The sequence below is a fragment of the Pontibacter sp. T17 genome, from assembly GCF_057219875.1.
Genome location: NZ_JBXVVW010000003.1, coordinates 1 through 16859, shown reverse-complemented (window position 1 = coordinate 16859; position 16859 = coordinate 1). Strand labels below are relative to the sequence as shown.

Annotated in this window: 11 protein-coding genes; 3 read left to right on the top strand and 8 right to left on the bottom strand. The window is 55.4% G+C overall.

The window, feature by feature from the left end:
• The first annotated feature begins 20 nt into the window (after positions 1-20).
• The gene (locus AC2D8O_RS13275; protein ID WP_484679327.1) at positions 21-653 is read left to right on the top strand and encodes an HmuY family protein; all 633 of its coding nucleotides are present in this window, start codon (positions 21-23) and stop codon (positions 651-653) included.
• 325 nt (positions 654-978) lie between these two features.
• Positions 979-2067 (top strand): hypothetical protein, encoded by a 1089-nt coding sequence (locus AC2D8O_RS13270; RefSeq protein WP_484679326.1) that lies wholly within the window; start codon positions 979-981, stop codon positions 2065-2067.
• Positions 2068-2360: 293 nt separating this feature from the next.
• Here AC2D8O_RS13270 and AC2D8O_RS13265 read toward each other — a convergent pair whose 3' ends face one another.
• The 8 genes from AC2D8O_RS13265 to AC2D8O_RS13230 all read right to left on the bottom strand — a co-directional run bounded on the left by AC2D8O_RS13265 (position 2361) and on the right by AC2D8O_RS13230 (position 15349).
• Entirely contained in the window at positions 2361-3227 is an 867-nt protein-coding gene (locus tag AC2D8O_RS13265; protein ID WP_484679325.1) for a hypothetical protein, read from the bottom strand.
• Entirely contained in the window at positions 3224-5362 is a 2139-nt protein-coding gene (locus AC2D8O_RS13260) for a hypothetical protein (protein WP_484679324.1), read from the bottom strand. Before AC2D8O_RS13260 ends, AC2D8O_RS13265 begins: the two co-directional genes overlap by 4 nt.
• 56 nt (positions 5363-5418) lie before the next feature.
• Positions 5419-7959 carry a heavy metal translocating P-type ATPase gene (locus AC2D8O_RS13255; RefSeq protein WP_484679323.1) on the bottom strand — a complete coding sequence of 847 codons (2541 nt, stop codon included), beginning with the start codon at positions 7957-7959 and terminating at the stop codon, positions 5419-5421.
• On the bottom strand, positions 7956-8675 hold the full coding sequence (locus AC2D8O_RS13250) for a hypothetical protein (protein ID WP_484679322.1): 720 nt from the start codon (positions 8673-8675) through the stop codon (positions 7956-7958). Before AC2D8O_RS13250 ends, AC2D8O_RS13255 begins: the two co-directional genes overlap by 4 nt.
• 104 nt (positions 8676-8779) lie before the next feature.
• Positions 8780-9214, bottom strand: coding sequence for a DoxX family protein (locus tag AC2D8O_RS13245; protein WP_484679321.1), 435 nt, complete (start codon positions 9212-9214; stop codon positions 8780-8782).
• 75 nt (positions 9215-9289) lie between these two features.
• Entirely contained in the window at positions 9290-11110 is a 1821-nt protein-coding gene (locus AC2D8O_RS13240; protein ID WP_484679320.1) for a RagB/SusD family nutrient uptake outer membrane protein, read from the bottom strand.
• Positions 11111-11134: 24 nt separating this feature from the next.
• Entirely contained in the window at positions 11135-14320 is a 3186-nt protein-coding gene (locus AC2D8O_RS13235) for a SusC/RagA family TonB-linked outer membrane protein (RefSeq protein WP_484679319.1), read from the bottom strand.
• 306 nt (positions 14321-14626) lie between these two features.
• A complete protein-coding gene (locus AC2D8O_RS13230) occupies positions 14627-15349 on the bottom strand; it encodes a Crp/Fnr family transcriptional regulator (protein WP_484679318.1) in 723 nt (240 codons plus the stop codon).
• Between the two features lie 791 nt (positions 15350-16140).
• Here AC2D8O_RS13230 and AC2D8O_RS13225 point away from each other — a divergent pair.
• Complete coding sequence (locus AC2D8O_RS13225; protein ID WP_484679317.1) at positions 16141-16839, top strand: ParA family protein; 699 nt, start codon at positions 16141-16143, stop codon at positions 16837-16839.
• The last annotated feature ends 20 nt before the right edge of the window (positions 16840-16859 follow it).

Sequence of the window (16859 nt, the reverse complement as noted above, 5' to 3'; positions counted from 1 at the left end):
CTTTTCAAACCCCAACAGACATGTTTTCTCCCATTCGCACTGCGCTTCTGCTGCTGGTTTCGGCTGGCCTGGTTCTTGGCTGCAACAACAGCAGCGACGACACCCCCACCCCCGCACTGGAAGTGAAAACCTACACCAACCTCCACGCGCCCGCCGATCCTGGTGCACCCGGCTCACCCGCAACCGGCTACGAACCCTGGCGCTACTTCAGCCTGCGCACGGGCCAGCTCCTGCCCCAGAGCGACTCCAACTCCAACAAATGGGACCTCGCCTTCAAGTCAACCACCATCCGCGTGAACAGTGGCATCAGCGGCCCCGGCAGCGGACGTGCCCTCGTGGTGACACAGGCGTTTGAGGCCGTAACCGAGGCCCCCGCCGATGCCGAGCTCCGCTCCGACGTCGCCACCAACAACTACGCCATCCCCACCGGCAGCGGCAATGGCTGGTACACCTACAACCCCACTACCACCACCATCAACCCGACCCCCGGCCGCACCATCGTCGTGAAGCTGGGCGACGGCAGTGGCTACGCCAAAGTGAGCATCACCAGCTACTACCAGAACGCGCCTGCCACCCCCACCGCCGCCGATGCCGCGCGCTACTACACCTTCCGCTACGTGGTAAACACCAACGGCACCCGCCGCCTCAACTGACCCATCACTTTCCCTGCCCTGTAAGTAGCACGCCCTGCCGCACCGCAGGGCGTGCGGCGTTTGGGCAGCACTCAACATCCACCGCCAGCCCGTAGCCCATTCCGGCACCTGTGTCGGTGGTTCTGGTTATGTTTGCACTCCCCGATTCCGTCGGGGATTTTCCTTGCAGGGGTTTGAACACCTCTGTTCCTATACATGCCCGCGGGGTTTCCCGTGGGCTTTTTGTTGAAGCGCCTTCTGGCGGCTGCTACCCCGCCTGCGGTAATTTGCCCGCCCCGGTCTGCACGGCACCACCCCCCTGCCGGTCTTTGCCTAGCTTCAGGGCATGCGCCTCCTGTTCCTGACCCTGCTGCTGTTGCCCGCACTGCTCGCAGCCCAGACCCGCAAATTCTACCTCTACCACCATCAGGTGACCGAGGGCCATGACGAACTGGACGGCGCCGACCCCTATCCCGACCGCTACCGGAAGATCGAGCTGACGCTGTCGTACACCGCGGGCAACTGGCGCGAACAGCTGCGCCAGGCCGACTCCGTGCTGACCTCCGCCCCCGACCGCACCGAATGCTACCTCCGCGTAGAAGCCGCCGATGGTGCCGCCCCCACCGATTCACTGGACCTGCGCCCCCTGCACCGGGGCCTCCAGCATTGCCGCCTTCTGCATATCAACAGCGAGCTGCCGCTGGCACAGCAGCCCGTCGCGCTGCCCCAGATACAGACTTTCATCGTGCTGCTGGCGCCCACAGCCGTACCTCCCAGCCTGGCGCTGGGCCAACTCGTGGGCCACATGCCTGCCCTGAAACGCCTGGAGCTCTACCCCGCCGGCACCGCCCTCCGCCGCCTGAGTCTGCGCGCACCCAACGTGCGGCTCGGCTACCTGAGCCTGAAGCTGGATGTGCGCCCGGCCGACTGGGAGGTGCAGCTGCAAACCCTTGATTCTCTGCGGCTGGTGTGCAGCGACGACGCGCCGCTGTCGGTAGCCGGACTGTGGCCCCTGCTGCCCCCCACCCTGCGCTGGCTCGACCTCAGCGGCGTGCAGCCCCCTGCCGACTTCGGCCGCTTCCCGCTGCTGGAAACGCTGTCAGTGGGCGTACTGGACTGCCGCAAGGGAGGAGACTGGGAGCGCCTGCCCCTGAATCTGAAGGCCCTGCGCAGCCTGTCCATCGGCTGGCAGCGAGGCGATGACTTTCCGGCGTGGCTGGGTGATCTGGTGCAGCTGGAGCAGCTGTCAATCCACATGATGGAGGGCGACGGGTTTGGCTGGCTGCCCCGCCTGACGCGCTTGAAATACCTGCTGCTTCGCGCCGACGGCCAGGGGCTTGACGCCTGCCCGCCGCCGTCGCTGGAGAAAGCCGCCCTCATCGGCTTCGGCGACCCTTTCCCCGAGTGCGCCCAGCAATGGCGCGTGCAGGAGTGAGAGAGGGGAGGCTTGTCCTTTCACGTCATTTCGAGCAAGCACCAGCGCAGCGAGAAATCTACCTTTGGACGGCGTAGAGCCGCCCGGCGAGGAAGAAAAGGTTGCGCACCATAAGGTAAGACAGGGAGTGTGAGAGCAGACGCCTGCACAAGGGGAATGCCAAAGGCGAAAAACAGGCCTGGCGGGCGCGTGGAGGCAGTTGCCCCTGTGCGGAAGCGGACAGCGGTGTACGCCAGCGAACGGGGGAAGGGGAATAAGTCCGTTATGATTAGTGGCTACAAGCCAATGAACTATTACTTGTTATCTTGTCCAACCAAAAAAAAATAGCTAGGAGTGATTTTTTTTATCAAATCATCATGTATAAATGTATGATTAATATGATAGAATAAATTATTGATAGTTAAAGGATGTTTAAAAAATTCAAGTGACTTCAAAACATCACCTCTATCGAGTTTAATTATAGATTTTGAAAATTCAGGCCTTTGGTCTAACACACTAATTATTTCACTAGATATATTAGAGTCAAGAAGCCTTATTCTAAACTTAAATAACATCATAGCAGGCCATTTCTTATTTTTATAAGACGTATGACTAATTGATTCAAATAAACTAATCAAAGTCATGTCAGCCACCTCTAACGAGGCAAGAATACCGTTCAACATTCTAGATGCTTCATTAAGGTTATCCCAGTGCGAAGGAACCTTGTATCTAAGGTCGTGTTCAATTTCATGCCAGCCTTCGGACAATGTTGTCCTAATTTGCACTTCAAAAGATGGTTGTATAAATTGTGCTAATGTTTTTGAATTAAGCCTGCCAAATACTTCTGATTTAAAATGATCAACATTATCAATACAACAAACTAAATTAAGACGCTGAGGCTGAAATGTAGCTGAATTATAATCATCAATTGTTGACTCTAAAATATTAAACATAGATTCAATCATTTCACGAACGATCCTAACATCATCATTGAAATAGCAAATAATACGTATTCCATAATAATCGGTAACCAACTTATTGTGTAATGAATAATTTTTCTTTTCTATTTTATCTTCTATCGATTTTTTACCTTTGACTCGATGAAATATTCTATACAATATCCCACGAGATTGAAGTTTTCCTTCAATTAAAGTGACGATCGGCATTAAAACAGAACTCATTTCCCAAGGATGGATTTTACAATACTAAGATGGTTTCTACTAATCTTATACAGATCAGTATTAATTTCTTCTATAATACCTGACTTTGCCAAATTCAACAATTCCGAATAAACAAGATCCTTTTCGTTATCAGCAAATCCTAACATTATAGCATTAATTGGTCTGTATGGATACGGTGAGAGTTTGCCAAGCGGCCACAAACGTTTTAATATCTTTTTTCTGTAAGGTGATTCCAATTCAATATTTATAGGTTGCTCGTCAATTGATGTAAAGTAACTAGCCGCATAATTCTCTATCTCCTCGCTATTAATAAACTCACAATCAAAGAACAAGATGTCAGCAAATACCGAGTAATTTACAAAACTTGAGTGATTGAATTTACAATTTATAAAAGACACTTCGCACATTTTGTCATTATTAATTATGCAAGAGTTAAAATGACAATTGACAAACGTTGATCTATTTATACTAGAGTCAATTAAAGTATTGTTGAGCTTAATTTGTTCAAAAGATACATCCTCATATTCATCAGCAACAACCCTTGATAGACTAGCTTCAAAGAGTATTTTCAAATCTGCATCTAATAAGTCATAAATATCAATTATTTTACTACGCAATCGCTCTCTTTTTACTTCATCAAACAATTTAAAAGCGGCCAGGGTTTTTTCAATTGAACCAACATTTAAAAAATAGTTACTCACATACTTTTCGCTATCTTTTTCAATATTTATAATTCCCTCACCTAGACATATTCCATAAATCAAATCATTAATAAATCCAATCTTAAGATTGTGCTCAGATCTATCAAGTAAAGCATGGTTTGAGAGGTTATCACAAATTTCTTCTATACTTGGTATGTCAGTGGTATATCTTTCAATACAATTCCTCAATAACTCAGAATTATAACCCTTAATAAAGTCTATAATATCTATCCTATCAAATGCCGATTGATTGAATTCATTGAAAGACAAAGCAAGATTTTGTAGTATCCTAAATTGCTCCTCTGGATTTAATGTCAAGTTTTGCCTTGACATTTCTCTATTCATAATTCTTCGGAGATAGTCATCTATAATTTTATGCGGCGACTGAATTAGGTTTCTAAACTCTTCAATAGATAATGATCGAAGAAAAGCAAGCAATACAGGACTGCTAAATAAAGTCGTTTCAGAATTTTCAGATTCCAAGATGTTATTTTTCTCACTCCCAAGCCAAATCTTCATATCGGGTGATTGAAGAGTAAATTGCACTAGATCAAAAGTATTTTCATACCTTTCAACCCAACTATAAAACTCCCCATCAAGAAACATTGCTGATTTTCTTGTCGTTATTATTATCTTCGCTTTATTTTCTAATAATAGCGCAATTGATTCGAGTAAACCTTTAACGTCCTCAAAATATTCATCATCATCATTCGATTCATCTTGCTTTTTAAGCGTCCTGCCTCGAGATAAAAGCTCATCAAACCCATCAATAATAAGGATTATATTTCCTTGCTTTATTTCCTCAACAACAAGTTCATAATTTGTTTTAGGTAATTCATCATCTATAATATCAAGTAAAATGTAACGAAATTTGGTTGCCGTCCTATTTTTAGATAACTCGGTTAGCAAAATAATTTTCTCATTATTAGTTTTTATCAATGAATTCAGAATTTCAAATGCCGTACATGTTTTACCATAACCTGCAGCAGCTTCTAAAATTACCAGTTGAGGCTTATCTTTTTTAATGATTTCTTCTACTTCATAAATAAGATTATATTTTTCATTATGCTTTAATTGCGTATTATGATACGGCACGTTTATATATTCATAGTCTGTTCCCAATGATTTTGTTCGATTAGTAACAAAATCTGTTATCTTTCGCCGATTTTCAGTAATTGTATTCTCAATATCAAAACTACCTTTAAATAATTCAGAATGAGCTTCACTAATTGTAGTATAATACTTAACATCACACGCATGCCCTAATTCACTGATTCCCTTTTTAACTTGATCGATTACAGCTTCAGGCTTCTTTTTAACGATGTGTGTACCATGGAACATCCCTGATTTAATAGTAAACATCATGTAATCATCTACATCTACTATTTTCTTGAAGCCATATCTGGCGTACAGGTCTGCTAGGTCTCGATACATAATGCAATATAAAAGTTTACCCCTCTCTAACAAATATAGGCATCTCTATAGCCCCCCTACCCCAGCACCCTCTTCCCAGCGGCGCTGGTGAGGGCGCGGGCCAGCAGGATGCTGCCGATGCTGCTGAAGGGCATCAGGCAGGCAGCCACCACCGGCTGCAGGTCTCCCTGGACAGCGAAGACCGTGCCGGTGAGGTTGTAGAGCAATGAGACGGCAAAGCACGTCCACAGAATGGCTTTGCCGCTGCGGGCCAGTTGCAGCAGACGCGGCAGGCGCGGCAGCGCCCGGGCGTCGAGGATGGCGTCGGAGGCGGGCGTGAACAGCCCGGCCTGCGCAGTGACGGCAATGCCACAGTCGGCCTGTTGCAGGGCCCCGGCGTCGTTGAGGCCGTCGCCGATCATGGCTACGCGGTGGCCGCGCTGTTGCAGGGCTTCGAGGTACTGGCGTTTGTCCTCGGGCTGGGCGCGGAACCGCAGGTGGGTTTCGCTGCCCATCCACTGTACCAGTCGGGGCACGTCGGTCGGGCTGTCGCCCGACACCAGGTGCAGCTGATACTGAGGGCGCAGACCCGGCAGCCAGTCGGCCAGGGCCGTGCGCCAGTGCTGGGGCGTCTCGAAGCGGAGCAGCGGCAGCCAGCCTTCGGGCGTGTGGCGGGCACCCACCACAGCCCCTGCCCCACCCTGTTCTTCCGCGAGGCCGCACCAGACGGCGCTGCCCAGGCGGTAGGTAACGGGACCTTCGGGGGTGAGGACGGTGGCTTCCAGCCCCTTGCCGGGCTGTTCGGTGAGGTGGCTGACGGGCAGGCGGTGCTGGGGCCAGTACTGGGCCAGCTGCTGACTCAGGGGGTGGGCGCTCTGGCTGGCGATGGACACCAGCGCGGGCAGGGCGGTTTCGCCACCGGCAGTCAGCGCCACCGGCTGCGGGCGGGCGGCGTCAGGCGCAGCGGGTGAGTTGTCGGTGAGGGTGCCGGTTTTGTCGAAGACGAGGGTGTCTACGTCGCCGAGGCGCTCCACGGCATCGGGATTGCGGGCATAGAGGCCCTCGCGGCCCAGCAGGCGTTGCAGGTGGCCGAAGGTGAAGGGCGCGGCAAAAGCCAAAGCGCAGGGGCAGGCGATGATGAGCATGGCCGTGAAGGCATCGGCGGCGCGGGCGGTGTCGCCCTGCCACACCCAGAAAGCGGCGCTGAGCACGGCAATGACCACCACCACCACGGTGAAGACCGCCGAAATGCGGTCGATGCGGGTTTGCAGGGGCCGGGCAGTGTGGGCCTTGTCGAAGCTGGGGTGGTTCCAGAGGCTGGTGAGGCGGCTGTTGTTGACGGCGCGCTCTACCAGCAGCACGATGCGACCGGCGGTCTGGCGGCCTCCGGCATAAAGGAGATCACCGGGCTGATAGGCCACGGGGGCGCTTTCGCCGGTGAGGAAGGTGTTGTCCACAAGGGCCTGCCCTTCCACCAGAAAGGCGTCGGCAGGGATGAGCTCGCCGGTGCGGACGACGATGCGCTGGCCTTTCTCGATCTGCGTGACAGGCACCCGCTGCTCGTGGTCGTGGCCGGTGGCGTCGGTGGTGAGCCGGGCGGCAGAGAGTGGGAAGTAGGCGCGGTAGTCGCGGTCGAAGGCGAGGGCCTCCCAGGTGCTGCGCTGCAATACCTTGCCCAGCAGCAGGAAGAAGATGAGGCCGGCCAGGGAGTCGAAGTAGCCGACGCCCGTGCCCGTAACCACCTCATAGACCGAGCGGACGAACATGGACGTCATGCCCAGGGCCAGCGGCTGGTCAATGGTGAAGTAGCGGAAGCGCAGGCCGCGGACGGCGTTGGCGAGGTAGTCCCACCCGGCGTATACGTACACGCCCGTGCCCATCACGAGCGAGAGCCAGGCGAAGAGGCTATGCAGGCCGCGGTCTACCTCGCCGGGGGCAAGGTAGTCGGGGAAGGCCAGGAGCATGAGGTTGCCCAGACCAAAGCCCGCCACGCCGAGGCGCAGCCAGAGGGTGCGGGCGGCAGGATCGAGGGTGCGCTTGCCTGCCCCGCCCTGCAAGGCCTCGAGGTTGAGCAGCGGCGCGTACCCGATGCGATGCAGCAGCGCCACCAGCGTGGAGAGACGCAGGTACTGGGGAGCGTAGTCGAGCGTCAGGCGTTTGCGGCCAAAGTCCACCTCCGAGCGGAGAATGTGGGGGTTGAGGCGGTGGAGATGCTCGAGCAGCCAGATGCACGAACGGCAGTGCATGCCGGGGATGTGCAGAGCGATGCGGGCGCGGCTGGCGTCGCGGTAGAGGAGCAGACTGGCGGTAAGGGCCTCGTCGTCGAGCCAGGCGAAGGCGGCATCGGCGGGCACTTCATCGGGCTGAGGGGTGCCGGGGGTTTCATCCTGGGTGTAGTAGGCACAGAGGCCGTTGTCGGCGAGCAGGGTGTAGACGGTCTGGCAGCCGTCGCAGCAGAAGGCATGGCCATCGGCGTGACGTATGAGGGCCGGAGCCGGAAGGGGTTGACCGCAGTGGTAACAGCCAGTGGGCGCAGGGGCGGCAGGGGTGTCGTCGTGAGCGTCGGTTGGCAGGGTGGCTGTCGGTGCGGCGGGCGTGAAGGAGGAGGAGTTGTTCATACCCCGCGTGCGTGTTTGGGAAGAAGAAGATACGAAAGTCCGGCGGGCTGGGCCTGTGAACTGAGAAGCTCGAGCAGGGCTTCGCCGCCGGGCAGGTCTGGGTCAAGGGTGCCCGCCAGCAGGCCGGGACTGATGAGCATGCGGCGGATTTCCTGGGCCGTGCAGGGAGCACTGTAATAGGCTGGCGCAGGCACATAAGCCTTCACGTAGCTCATGAGGGCCTTTTCGGCGGCGCCTTCGTGCTCACCCATGCCCAGCACCACCACCTCGGCTTCCCGGATGAGGACGGTGCGGAAGCGCAGAAGGGCCCTGAGCGAGGCAGCATCGGCCAGCAACACCACGCGCTGCGCCAATGCAGGGGGGATGTCGTCGCTGGGGATGTAAAGTGGGGCCCTGACGGCAGCGGCACGCTCAAGCAGCAGGGGCAGCAGTTCGGTCAGAACATCGGTGCGGGTGGCAACGAGGAGGTCGCAGAAGGTGGTCTGCTGCTCCAGCAGGCGTGGCAGACGGCTGGGGGCAAAGCGGGTAAGCACGCTCTGTCCGGGCAGTCGCTGACTGGTCTCTTCCAGTCGGTTGTAAACCAGGGGTTTATCGTTCTGCTGGGGCAGCAGCAGGTCTACACTCAGACCGGGTTCCAGCATGGCCCATTGGGCAGCCACCTGCCTGAGCAGCTGAGGCAACACGGGGGCTGCCGAATAGAGCAGGAGCTTGCGCATGGCGTTTGGGCACTGAGGTACACTACAAACGTATTGCGCCTGCGCCCCCTACCCTATGAGAGGCGCACATGCGGAAAGCTGATTTTCATCAGCCAGCGGGTCTTTTATATGTAGATATACGCCGCGTAGATGAGTGCCAGCTGGAAGAAAAGGCGGAGCCACAGGGCCCAGCCGGGCGCAAAGGGAATGACATTGCGGTCTTGCAGCATGTAGATGTGGACGGGCATGAACGCCACCAGCATGAGCACAATGCCCAGTGCTGCCACCGAGCGTGTAGCGTCGAAGAGCAGACCCGCACCCAGCACTACCTCGGCGGCGCCAGCCAGCAGATTCAACAGGCGGGGATTGGGCAAATAGGGCGGAATCATCCGATGGTACAGCTTGGGCATCACAAAGTGATTGATCCCCAGCAGGATGTAGGCCCCAGCCATGAGGTAGAGGAAATAAGTGGTCATGCGGTTGGTACGGGAGTGGGTGGTTGTCAGAAGCGACAACACGGGGCGAGGCGGCTGGTGTTCCCCAAGGAGAGGTGCGGGCATAAAAAAAGCCGCCGGAAAATCCGGCGGCTGTGGTTTCAGGCAGAGTCAGCCGAAACTGCTCTGTGATCCGTGTTCTCAGTACCCAGGGTTCTGAGCGTTGGCCAGCGTTGGGTTGGCGGTCAGCTCGGTGGGTGGGATACCCCAGAGGAAACGGAAGTCGTTGTACGGCTGGGGGGTGAGGTACGGTGCACGAGAGGTGGGGTTGGTCACAGGGGGCTTCGGAGCGGTCTGAGAAAGATCAACCGCGCAGGTAGCACTGCTGGACGCAGCAAAGTAGCCGTTGTTGTAGGTAACGCTGGCAACAGTAACTGGGTTAGCCACCATCTGTGATGGACGCCACTTTTCAGGAATACCGGAAGGACCGAAAGTAGACGATACGTTGTAGGTAGAACGGTCGTTGTCACCACCACCAGCAAGATCCGCTTCGGCATCCAACGCCAGGCGGTGGATGTCGCCCCAACGCTTGCCTTCACCGATGAACTCGATACGGCGCTCGAAGAGGATTGCCGCGAGGAGTTCTTTGTTGGTGGCGAAGCTGGCCGCAGTGAAGTGCTGGCTGGCATCGGCAATGTTGCGGTTACGAACGGTGTTCAGCAGCGCGAGCGCACGGGCATCGGGAGCACCAGCGTAGGTGGGATCCGAGTTCCGGATTTCGGCTTCCGCAATGTTGAGGAGTACCTCGGTGAAGCGGATGATGGGCACGAAGTCAGAGCGATCTACTGCGTTGGAGTACTTGCGGATCAGTGCAGCACGACCACCGGCACCGGGGTGACCCGCGATGTGGGTCAGTTGGGTGCGGCGAACGTCGCAGCCGAGCCAACGGGCATCGTTGTAGAACTCAGGCGAGATAGCCAGAATGCCACGACCGTTGAGCGGCGCTTCGTTAGTGCTGTAGAAGGCAGATACCGAACCGTTTACACCCGAGTTGTCCTGAGCGTTGTTCTCGATGGAGAACATGTTCTCAATGTCCGTATCGGTAGAGAAAACAGTAACGATAGACGGAGCAACACGCGTAGTGAAGTCGGGGGCCTGCGCCAGGGTAGCGGGGGAAGTACCAGGAGCTACCAGGCGAGCACCGGTGATGTTGGCCGTAGCAAGTGCGCCAGCCCAATCACGCATGTGCATCTGCAGACGGATTTTCAGGGCGATAGCCGCCTGCTTGGTAGCACGCGTTACAGCCTTGGAACCTGCGCGCAGGGCGGAACCTGCTACCGGCAGTTTGTCGATGGCGTAGTCAAGGTCCGCAATCATGTTGGTATACAGCTCGGCAACAGTGCCACGGCCCACTGCATAGGCAGCATCGGTAGCGGCAAGGTTGTCAATAGCCACCGTACGGTAGGGTACACCAGGGTGCGTAGCACCGGGGGTATCGCCGTAGGGACGGCAGAACTGGATCGCCAGCTCCGAGTGGCTGAGTGCACGCAGGAAGCGGGCCTCGCCTTCGTAAGCTTCCTTGGTGGCGGCGTCAATCGAGGTGGCAGTAGCCAGGCCCTTGATGAAGACGTTGCAACGGTTGATTACACGGTAGCAGTTGTTCCAGTACCACAGACAGTTGGGGCTGGCAGCGGTCTGGGTGTTCTCGCCTACGATGAGGAAGAACTGCTGGGTGTTGATCATGTCCTCGCCGCGGGCATCATTCAGCAGGGAGTAAGCCGAGCCGAAGGGATAGCCACGGGGACCACCGTCGTAAAGGCCAGTCTGGGCGGCATCGTAGAGGCCGGCAGCAGCAGCATCGACACGGGCAGCCGTGGCGAAGGCGCTGGGCTCACCAATGGTGTTCACGGGTTCGAGATCCACCACGTTGCAGCTGGCAACCGCCACGCCAAGGCCCGCAGTAAGGGCGAGACCCTTGAGCGTGCGGGTCAGTGTATTGTAAAGAGAAACTGTGCGTTTCATGATGATTTACCTGCAAAAGTTGGATTAGAAAGTAACGCTAGCACCTACCAGGAAGGTCCGGGCAAGGGGGTTCACGTTGTAGTCAATACCAGCACCCAGGTCAGGATCGATACCGCGGTAAGGAGTAATTACCAGGAGGTTCTGGCCCTGAACATAGAAACGGATGCCTGTTACACCAGCCTTCTCGAGGAAGGGCTGCTTGAGGGTATAACCCAGCGAGAGCAGTTGCAGACGGAGGAAGTCGCCAGATTCAACAAAACGGCTGTTGGTTTCAGCGGGGCGGTTCACGAAGTCCTGCGAACCAGAAGCCAGTATCGGTACCTGACCGCTCGTGTTGGTAGGAGTCCAGCGGTCGAGCTGTTCCGTCAGGCGGTTGGTGAACTGGTTGGTCAGGTTGTTGGCACGTGTACCGTTCCAGATTTTGTGACCACCGGCGAAGGTGAAGAACACTTCGAAGTCGAAGTCGCGCCAGGTCACGTTGTTGCGGATACCACCGAAGAACTTGGGCAGCGTGGTGCCGAGCTCACGCTTGTCGGCAGTAGCCGAAAGAGCGAGTGCAGGGTTGCTGGTGAACAGAGCGGGGTTCTCGGGGTTGAAAAGCGACCACTGGCCAGTGAAGGGGCTGCCCTGAACCAGACGGCCATCGCCCTTCTGGAATACGGGGAAACCGTTGGCAGGGTTCACACCGTACCACTGGTAGCCCCAGAGGGTGTTCTGAGCTACACCTTCGCGGAGGATGGTGTTGGCACCGATGATGTCACGACCGAAGGGCAGTGCGGTTACAACAGCATTCTGGGTAGAGATGTTGAAGTCGGTGGTCCACTCAAAACGGCTGGTGGGCTTGCTGATGTTCACCGAACGGATCTGGAGTTCGATACCCTGGGTGTAAGCCTTGCCAATGTTCTGGGTGATGGCGTTGCCGGGGATACCGAAGCTCGGAGGATAGGGAACGGCGAAGATCAGGTCGTCGAGGTTGTTACGATAGAAATCGAATTCGATGGACAGACGGTCATCGAAGAGACCCATTTCCACACCGAAGTCAATCTTGGTAGACTTCTCCCACAGCAGACCGGGGTTACCAATCTGACCGAGACCGATACCAGGCTGCGAGCCGTACTGAGCCGGGCTGTACACAGACAGGTAAGGGAATGAGCTGCCGAAGGCAGTGTTACCTACCGTAGCCCAGCTACCACGCAGCTTCAGGCTCGATACCTTGCTGAGGATGGTGCTGTTCTGCCAGAAAGATTCTTCCGACACGCGCCATGCAGCCGAGAAGCCGGGGAACCAGCCACCACGAACATCCGGGGCCAGGTAGGCCAGACGGTCGTAGCGTACGGAAGCACCGAAGTAGTAGCGCTGCTTGTAGTTGTAGTTGACACGGCCGAAGTAGCCATCACGGCCATCGGGCGTAGAGCCACCACCAGCGGTAGGCGTAATGAAGGTACCGGAAACAAGGTTCTGGTTGAAGAAGGGGTCAGCCAGCTGTGCACCCTGGGCGAAGAACGAACGGCCTTGTTCGCGCTGATATTCCATACCCACCGTCAGGCTGATGTTGTGGTCTTCAGCGATGGTGCGGTTCAGGTTGGCATAGTTCTGCCAGATCCAGCGGTAGAAGGGAACGTACTGTTGGAATACGATACCCTGCGAGCCACGACCGTCACCGTGGAAGGGGTTCAGGTACTGGAAGTCCTCGGTGTTCACCAGGTCGAAGTTGAACTGCGAGCGGATGGTGAGGCCAAGCTCCTGAAGGGGCTCGATTTCCAGGTACATGTTGCCCTGAGCACGGTTGTTGCGGGCCAGGAAGGTATTGTTACGGAGTACGTATACAATGTGCGAGGCGTTGGTAGCATGACCCAGGAGGTTATTACCAGTGCCGAGCGAACCACCGTTGGGGGTGATGTTGTAACGGCCGTCAGCGAAGAAGGCAGGTACGTTCGGGATTTGGCTGAGGGCAGCATAGGTGTTGCCGCTCAGGCTGTTTGCACCAGAGGTCAGACCAGTGGTCTCCCAGTTGGCGTACATCAGCGACGTACCGACCTTGGCGAACTTGTTCACCTTGTGGTCGATGTTCAGACGCAGGTTGTAGCGGTTCTGGTCGTTGGCCTGGATATGGCCCTGCTGCAGCTGGGCGCCCAGCGACAGGTAGTACTGGGTCTTGTCGTTGCCACCCGAGATGGAGAGGGTGTGCGCCTGCTGGAAGCCCGTGCGGAAGATGTACGACTGCCAGTCGGTGTCGTAGATAGGACCGCTGGGGTTACCTGGATCGATGGGCAGGGGGAATGCAGCAGCACCCAGACCGCTGTTTGCACGCTCCTCGTTGATGAGGGTCATGAAGTCGCGGGCATTCAGCACTTCGAACTTGCGGAAAACCGACGACCAGCCGAACTGGGCGTTGTAGTTAACCTGCACCTTGCCAGCCTTACCACGCTTGGTGGTGTACACGATAACACCGTTGGCAGCCTGCGAACCGTAGATAGCGGTGGCAGCACCGTCCTTCAGTACTTCTACTGACTCGATGTCGTCGGCGTTGAGGGAAGATAGGATGTTGGAGAGTGCAACACCGGAGTTGTTACCGGCGGGTACCTGCATACCATCGATTACGATGAGCGGGTAAGTGCCCTGGGTAACGGAGTTGACACCACGTACACGAATGGTAGGAGTGGAGCCAAGGAAACCGGAGTTCTGCTGTACCTGCACACCAGAGGCACGACCCTGGAGGGCCTGGTCAGGCGAGCCTACCAGTACGTTGGCGATGGAAGCACCTTCCACGCGGGCAACAGAGCTGGAGAGGTCACGCTTGGCTACGGTACCGTAACCAACTACGACTACTTCCTGGAGGTTCACGGCGGATTCCTGCAGGGTTACAGAGAACGCCGAAGCGTCGCTGGTAGCGGGGATATCGCGGGTGGCGAAGTTCACATAGGAAATGCGAACGACGCGGTTGCCCGGATCGGTGACTGAGACGGAGAAGTTACCATCCTGGTCGGTGTAGGTGCCGCCAACAACCTGGCCTGTGACACGCGACACAACGGAAACAGTAGCACCTACGAGTGCATTACCATCCTTGTCGGTGACTTTCCCGGTGACTGTCCGGGCAGCAGGCGCAGCTTGTGCGTCACCCTGCGTACCCCTGGAACGCACGTCGCCCTGTGCATGCACAAGGTTACCGGCGGCCAGAAGCATCAAACAGAGAATCAAAGACTGCTTCATGTGAAAAGGGATTTTGATAACATCAATATTAGGAAATATTATGATTTATTAGGTTAAAACACGGCAAAATTTAACACTCAGGTTGTTGACTATTGAAAAAAGGCGCTTTTGAACAGCCAAAATCTTAAAATATGTATCGAAAAGCCGTCATACTGTTAACGAATCGTAAAAATCGAAAGCCAGGATTGGCTAGTTCATACAGAATTTAAACAGCAGCAGGCCCCTCGTAGGAGGGGCCTGCTGGCGGCGGGAACGGAGGGGGGCTACTCCCCTACCCGATGTTAACCTATATATAAGGTAGTATTGCTATGCGTTGGCGCGGGCCACCTTGCGCAGGGCCTCGGGCTTGAGAATGCGGATCTGCTTGCCCTGGAGGTCGATGAGACCGTCTTCCTTGAACTCGCTGAGGAAGCGGATGGCGGTTTCGGTGCTGGTGCCTGCGAGGTTGGCGATGTCTTCGCGGGGCAACTGCACGGGGATGACGTTGCTGTCGGCGGTCTGCTTGCTGTGGGGGCGCTTGGAGAGGGTATCGAAGAGCAGCAGGAGGGTTTCGGCCATGCGCTCGCGCACCGACTTCTGGGCCATGTTGAGCAGCTGCTCGTCGGCGATGGCCAGGTCGTGTGCCAGGGTGCGGAGCATCATGCGGGAGAGCTCGGGCTGGCGATCGAGCATTTCGATGAACACCTCTTTGGGGATGAAACAGGCGACTGAGTCTTCGAGGGCTTCGGCGGTAGCGTGGTAGGCCTCCTGCGCAATGAGCGCGTGATAGCCGAGGAAGTCGCCAGCCTGTGCGATGCGGAGGATCTGCTCCTTGCCGTCTGGCCCGGTTTTGTAGAGCTTGATTGCCCCCTGGTTGACGCAGAACAGGCCGAGGGGCTTGTTGCCCTCGAAGTAAATCACCTGTCCCTTCTTGAACTGGGAAGTGGCCTTGTTGTCGGTGAGCGTCTCAAGCTCCACCTGACGACAGCAGGAGAACAGCGAGTGCTCGCGCGACTCGCAGGTTTCACAGGCCAAGGCAATGCGTTTCATCGTCCGGGAGGAGTAAAAGTGATATGAAGTTACGGAAAGGGCTGGAACAGTCGTTACTTGTAGGCCGATTTGTGCAGAAAGGGGTGGCGAGCGGTAGGAAAAAGGCGCTGAAGGAGAAAAGGGCGGCCTACCCCACCAGCGGCGTTGCAGCTTCACACGTGCACATATTCAAAGCCACACAACTGCATATGCATAAGCGTATGAATATGCGAAAGCATGCTGCTATTCAAGTGTGCATACTCAGCGCTTACGCACGCTCATACATTCACATCTGCACACGCGTAAAGCCATAACCATGCACCAGGATGCATGCTTATATGTACAAGCGCTTATGCGTGCACAAGCGGAGAATTGCGTACGCACATATAAAGCTATGCACGTGCATAACTGAACAATTGGGCAGGCTGCTGACTGACCATCTGCGCACGCACACATTTTTTTGCTTACACGCTTGCGCAACTGTTTATCTCTTTGTATACTTGCCTGAGCAAATCGCTATTTAAACAATCAGCCACGCACGTAACTATATAGGCAGCCGCGTAAGCACACAGGCAGTTGCACAACCGCCTGACTGTCTGTCTACACAAGCATACAAGCACGTATCCAGCCAAATGCACAGCTACAAAACTTGTCAGACCCACAGCTATGTATCTATACATGCAAACAGCTGTCTGACTTCCAACGCTTGCACAAGCATAGCTATGTAACTGTTAAGCCGTAAAGCTGCACACATGCACACCTGTACTGATTGTCAACTACGAACCTTGCCATCTGCATAGCTGCACACCTGCATGAATACGCGCGTTATCACCTTCGCCAACCAGAAAGGCGGCATCGGCAAGAGCACCCTGACGGTGTTCACCGCCACGCTGATGCACTTCAGCGGCAAAAGCAAAGTGGCAGTGTTTGACTGCGACTACCAGCAGAGCCTGGTGAAGCAGCGCCGCATGGACCTCATGGAGGCCGGCGACGAAGCACCCGAGGGCCTCTTTCCTGTAGTAGGCGCCAGCCCCGAAGAGGCCGTGGAGCTGCTGAAAGACTACAACGGCCAGTACGACTACATCTTCCTGGACATGCCCGGCTCGATAGGCCAGGCCAATCTGCTGAACCTGTACCTGGTGGCCGACGTGGTGGTGATTCCCATTGTGGCCAACAAGCTGGACTTCAACTCTACGCTCGAGTTCATCAAGTTCATCTCCGACCTGCGGCGCATCAAGCAGGAGCGCTTCGGTCTGGGCATGGACATCTTTCTGCTGATGAACAAGTTTACCCAGAAGACGGAAAACAAGTTCGTATACGAGAAGATCAAAGGCGCGGCCGAAGCCCTGGACATGCAGGTGCTTACCACCGTGGTGCGCAACTACGTGGCCTTTGACCGCAACCTCTCGACCCTGAAGCCCCTGACCGACCAGAAGGAAGCGCAGGAAAACCTGGACGCCCTGGTAAAAGAACTGACCCGCAAACTCACCCCTAACGCCCGCCGGAAATGAGCAAGACCGCCGCCGCCAAG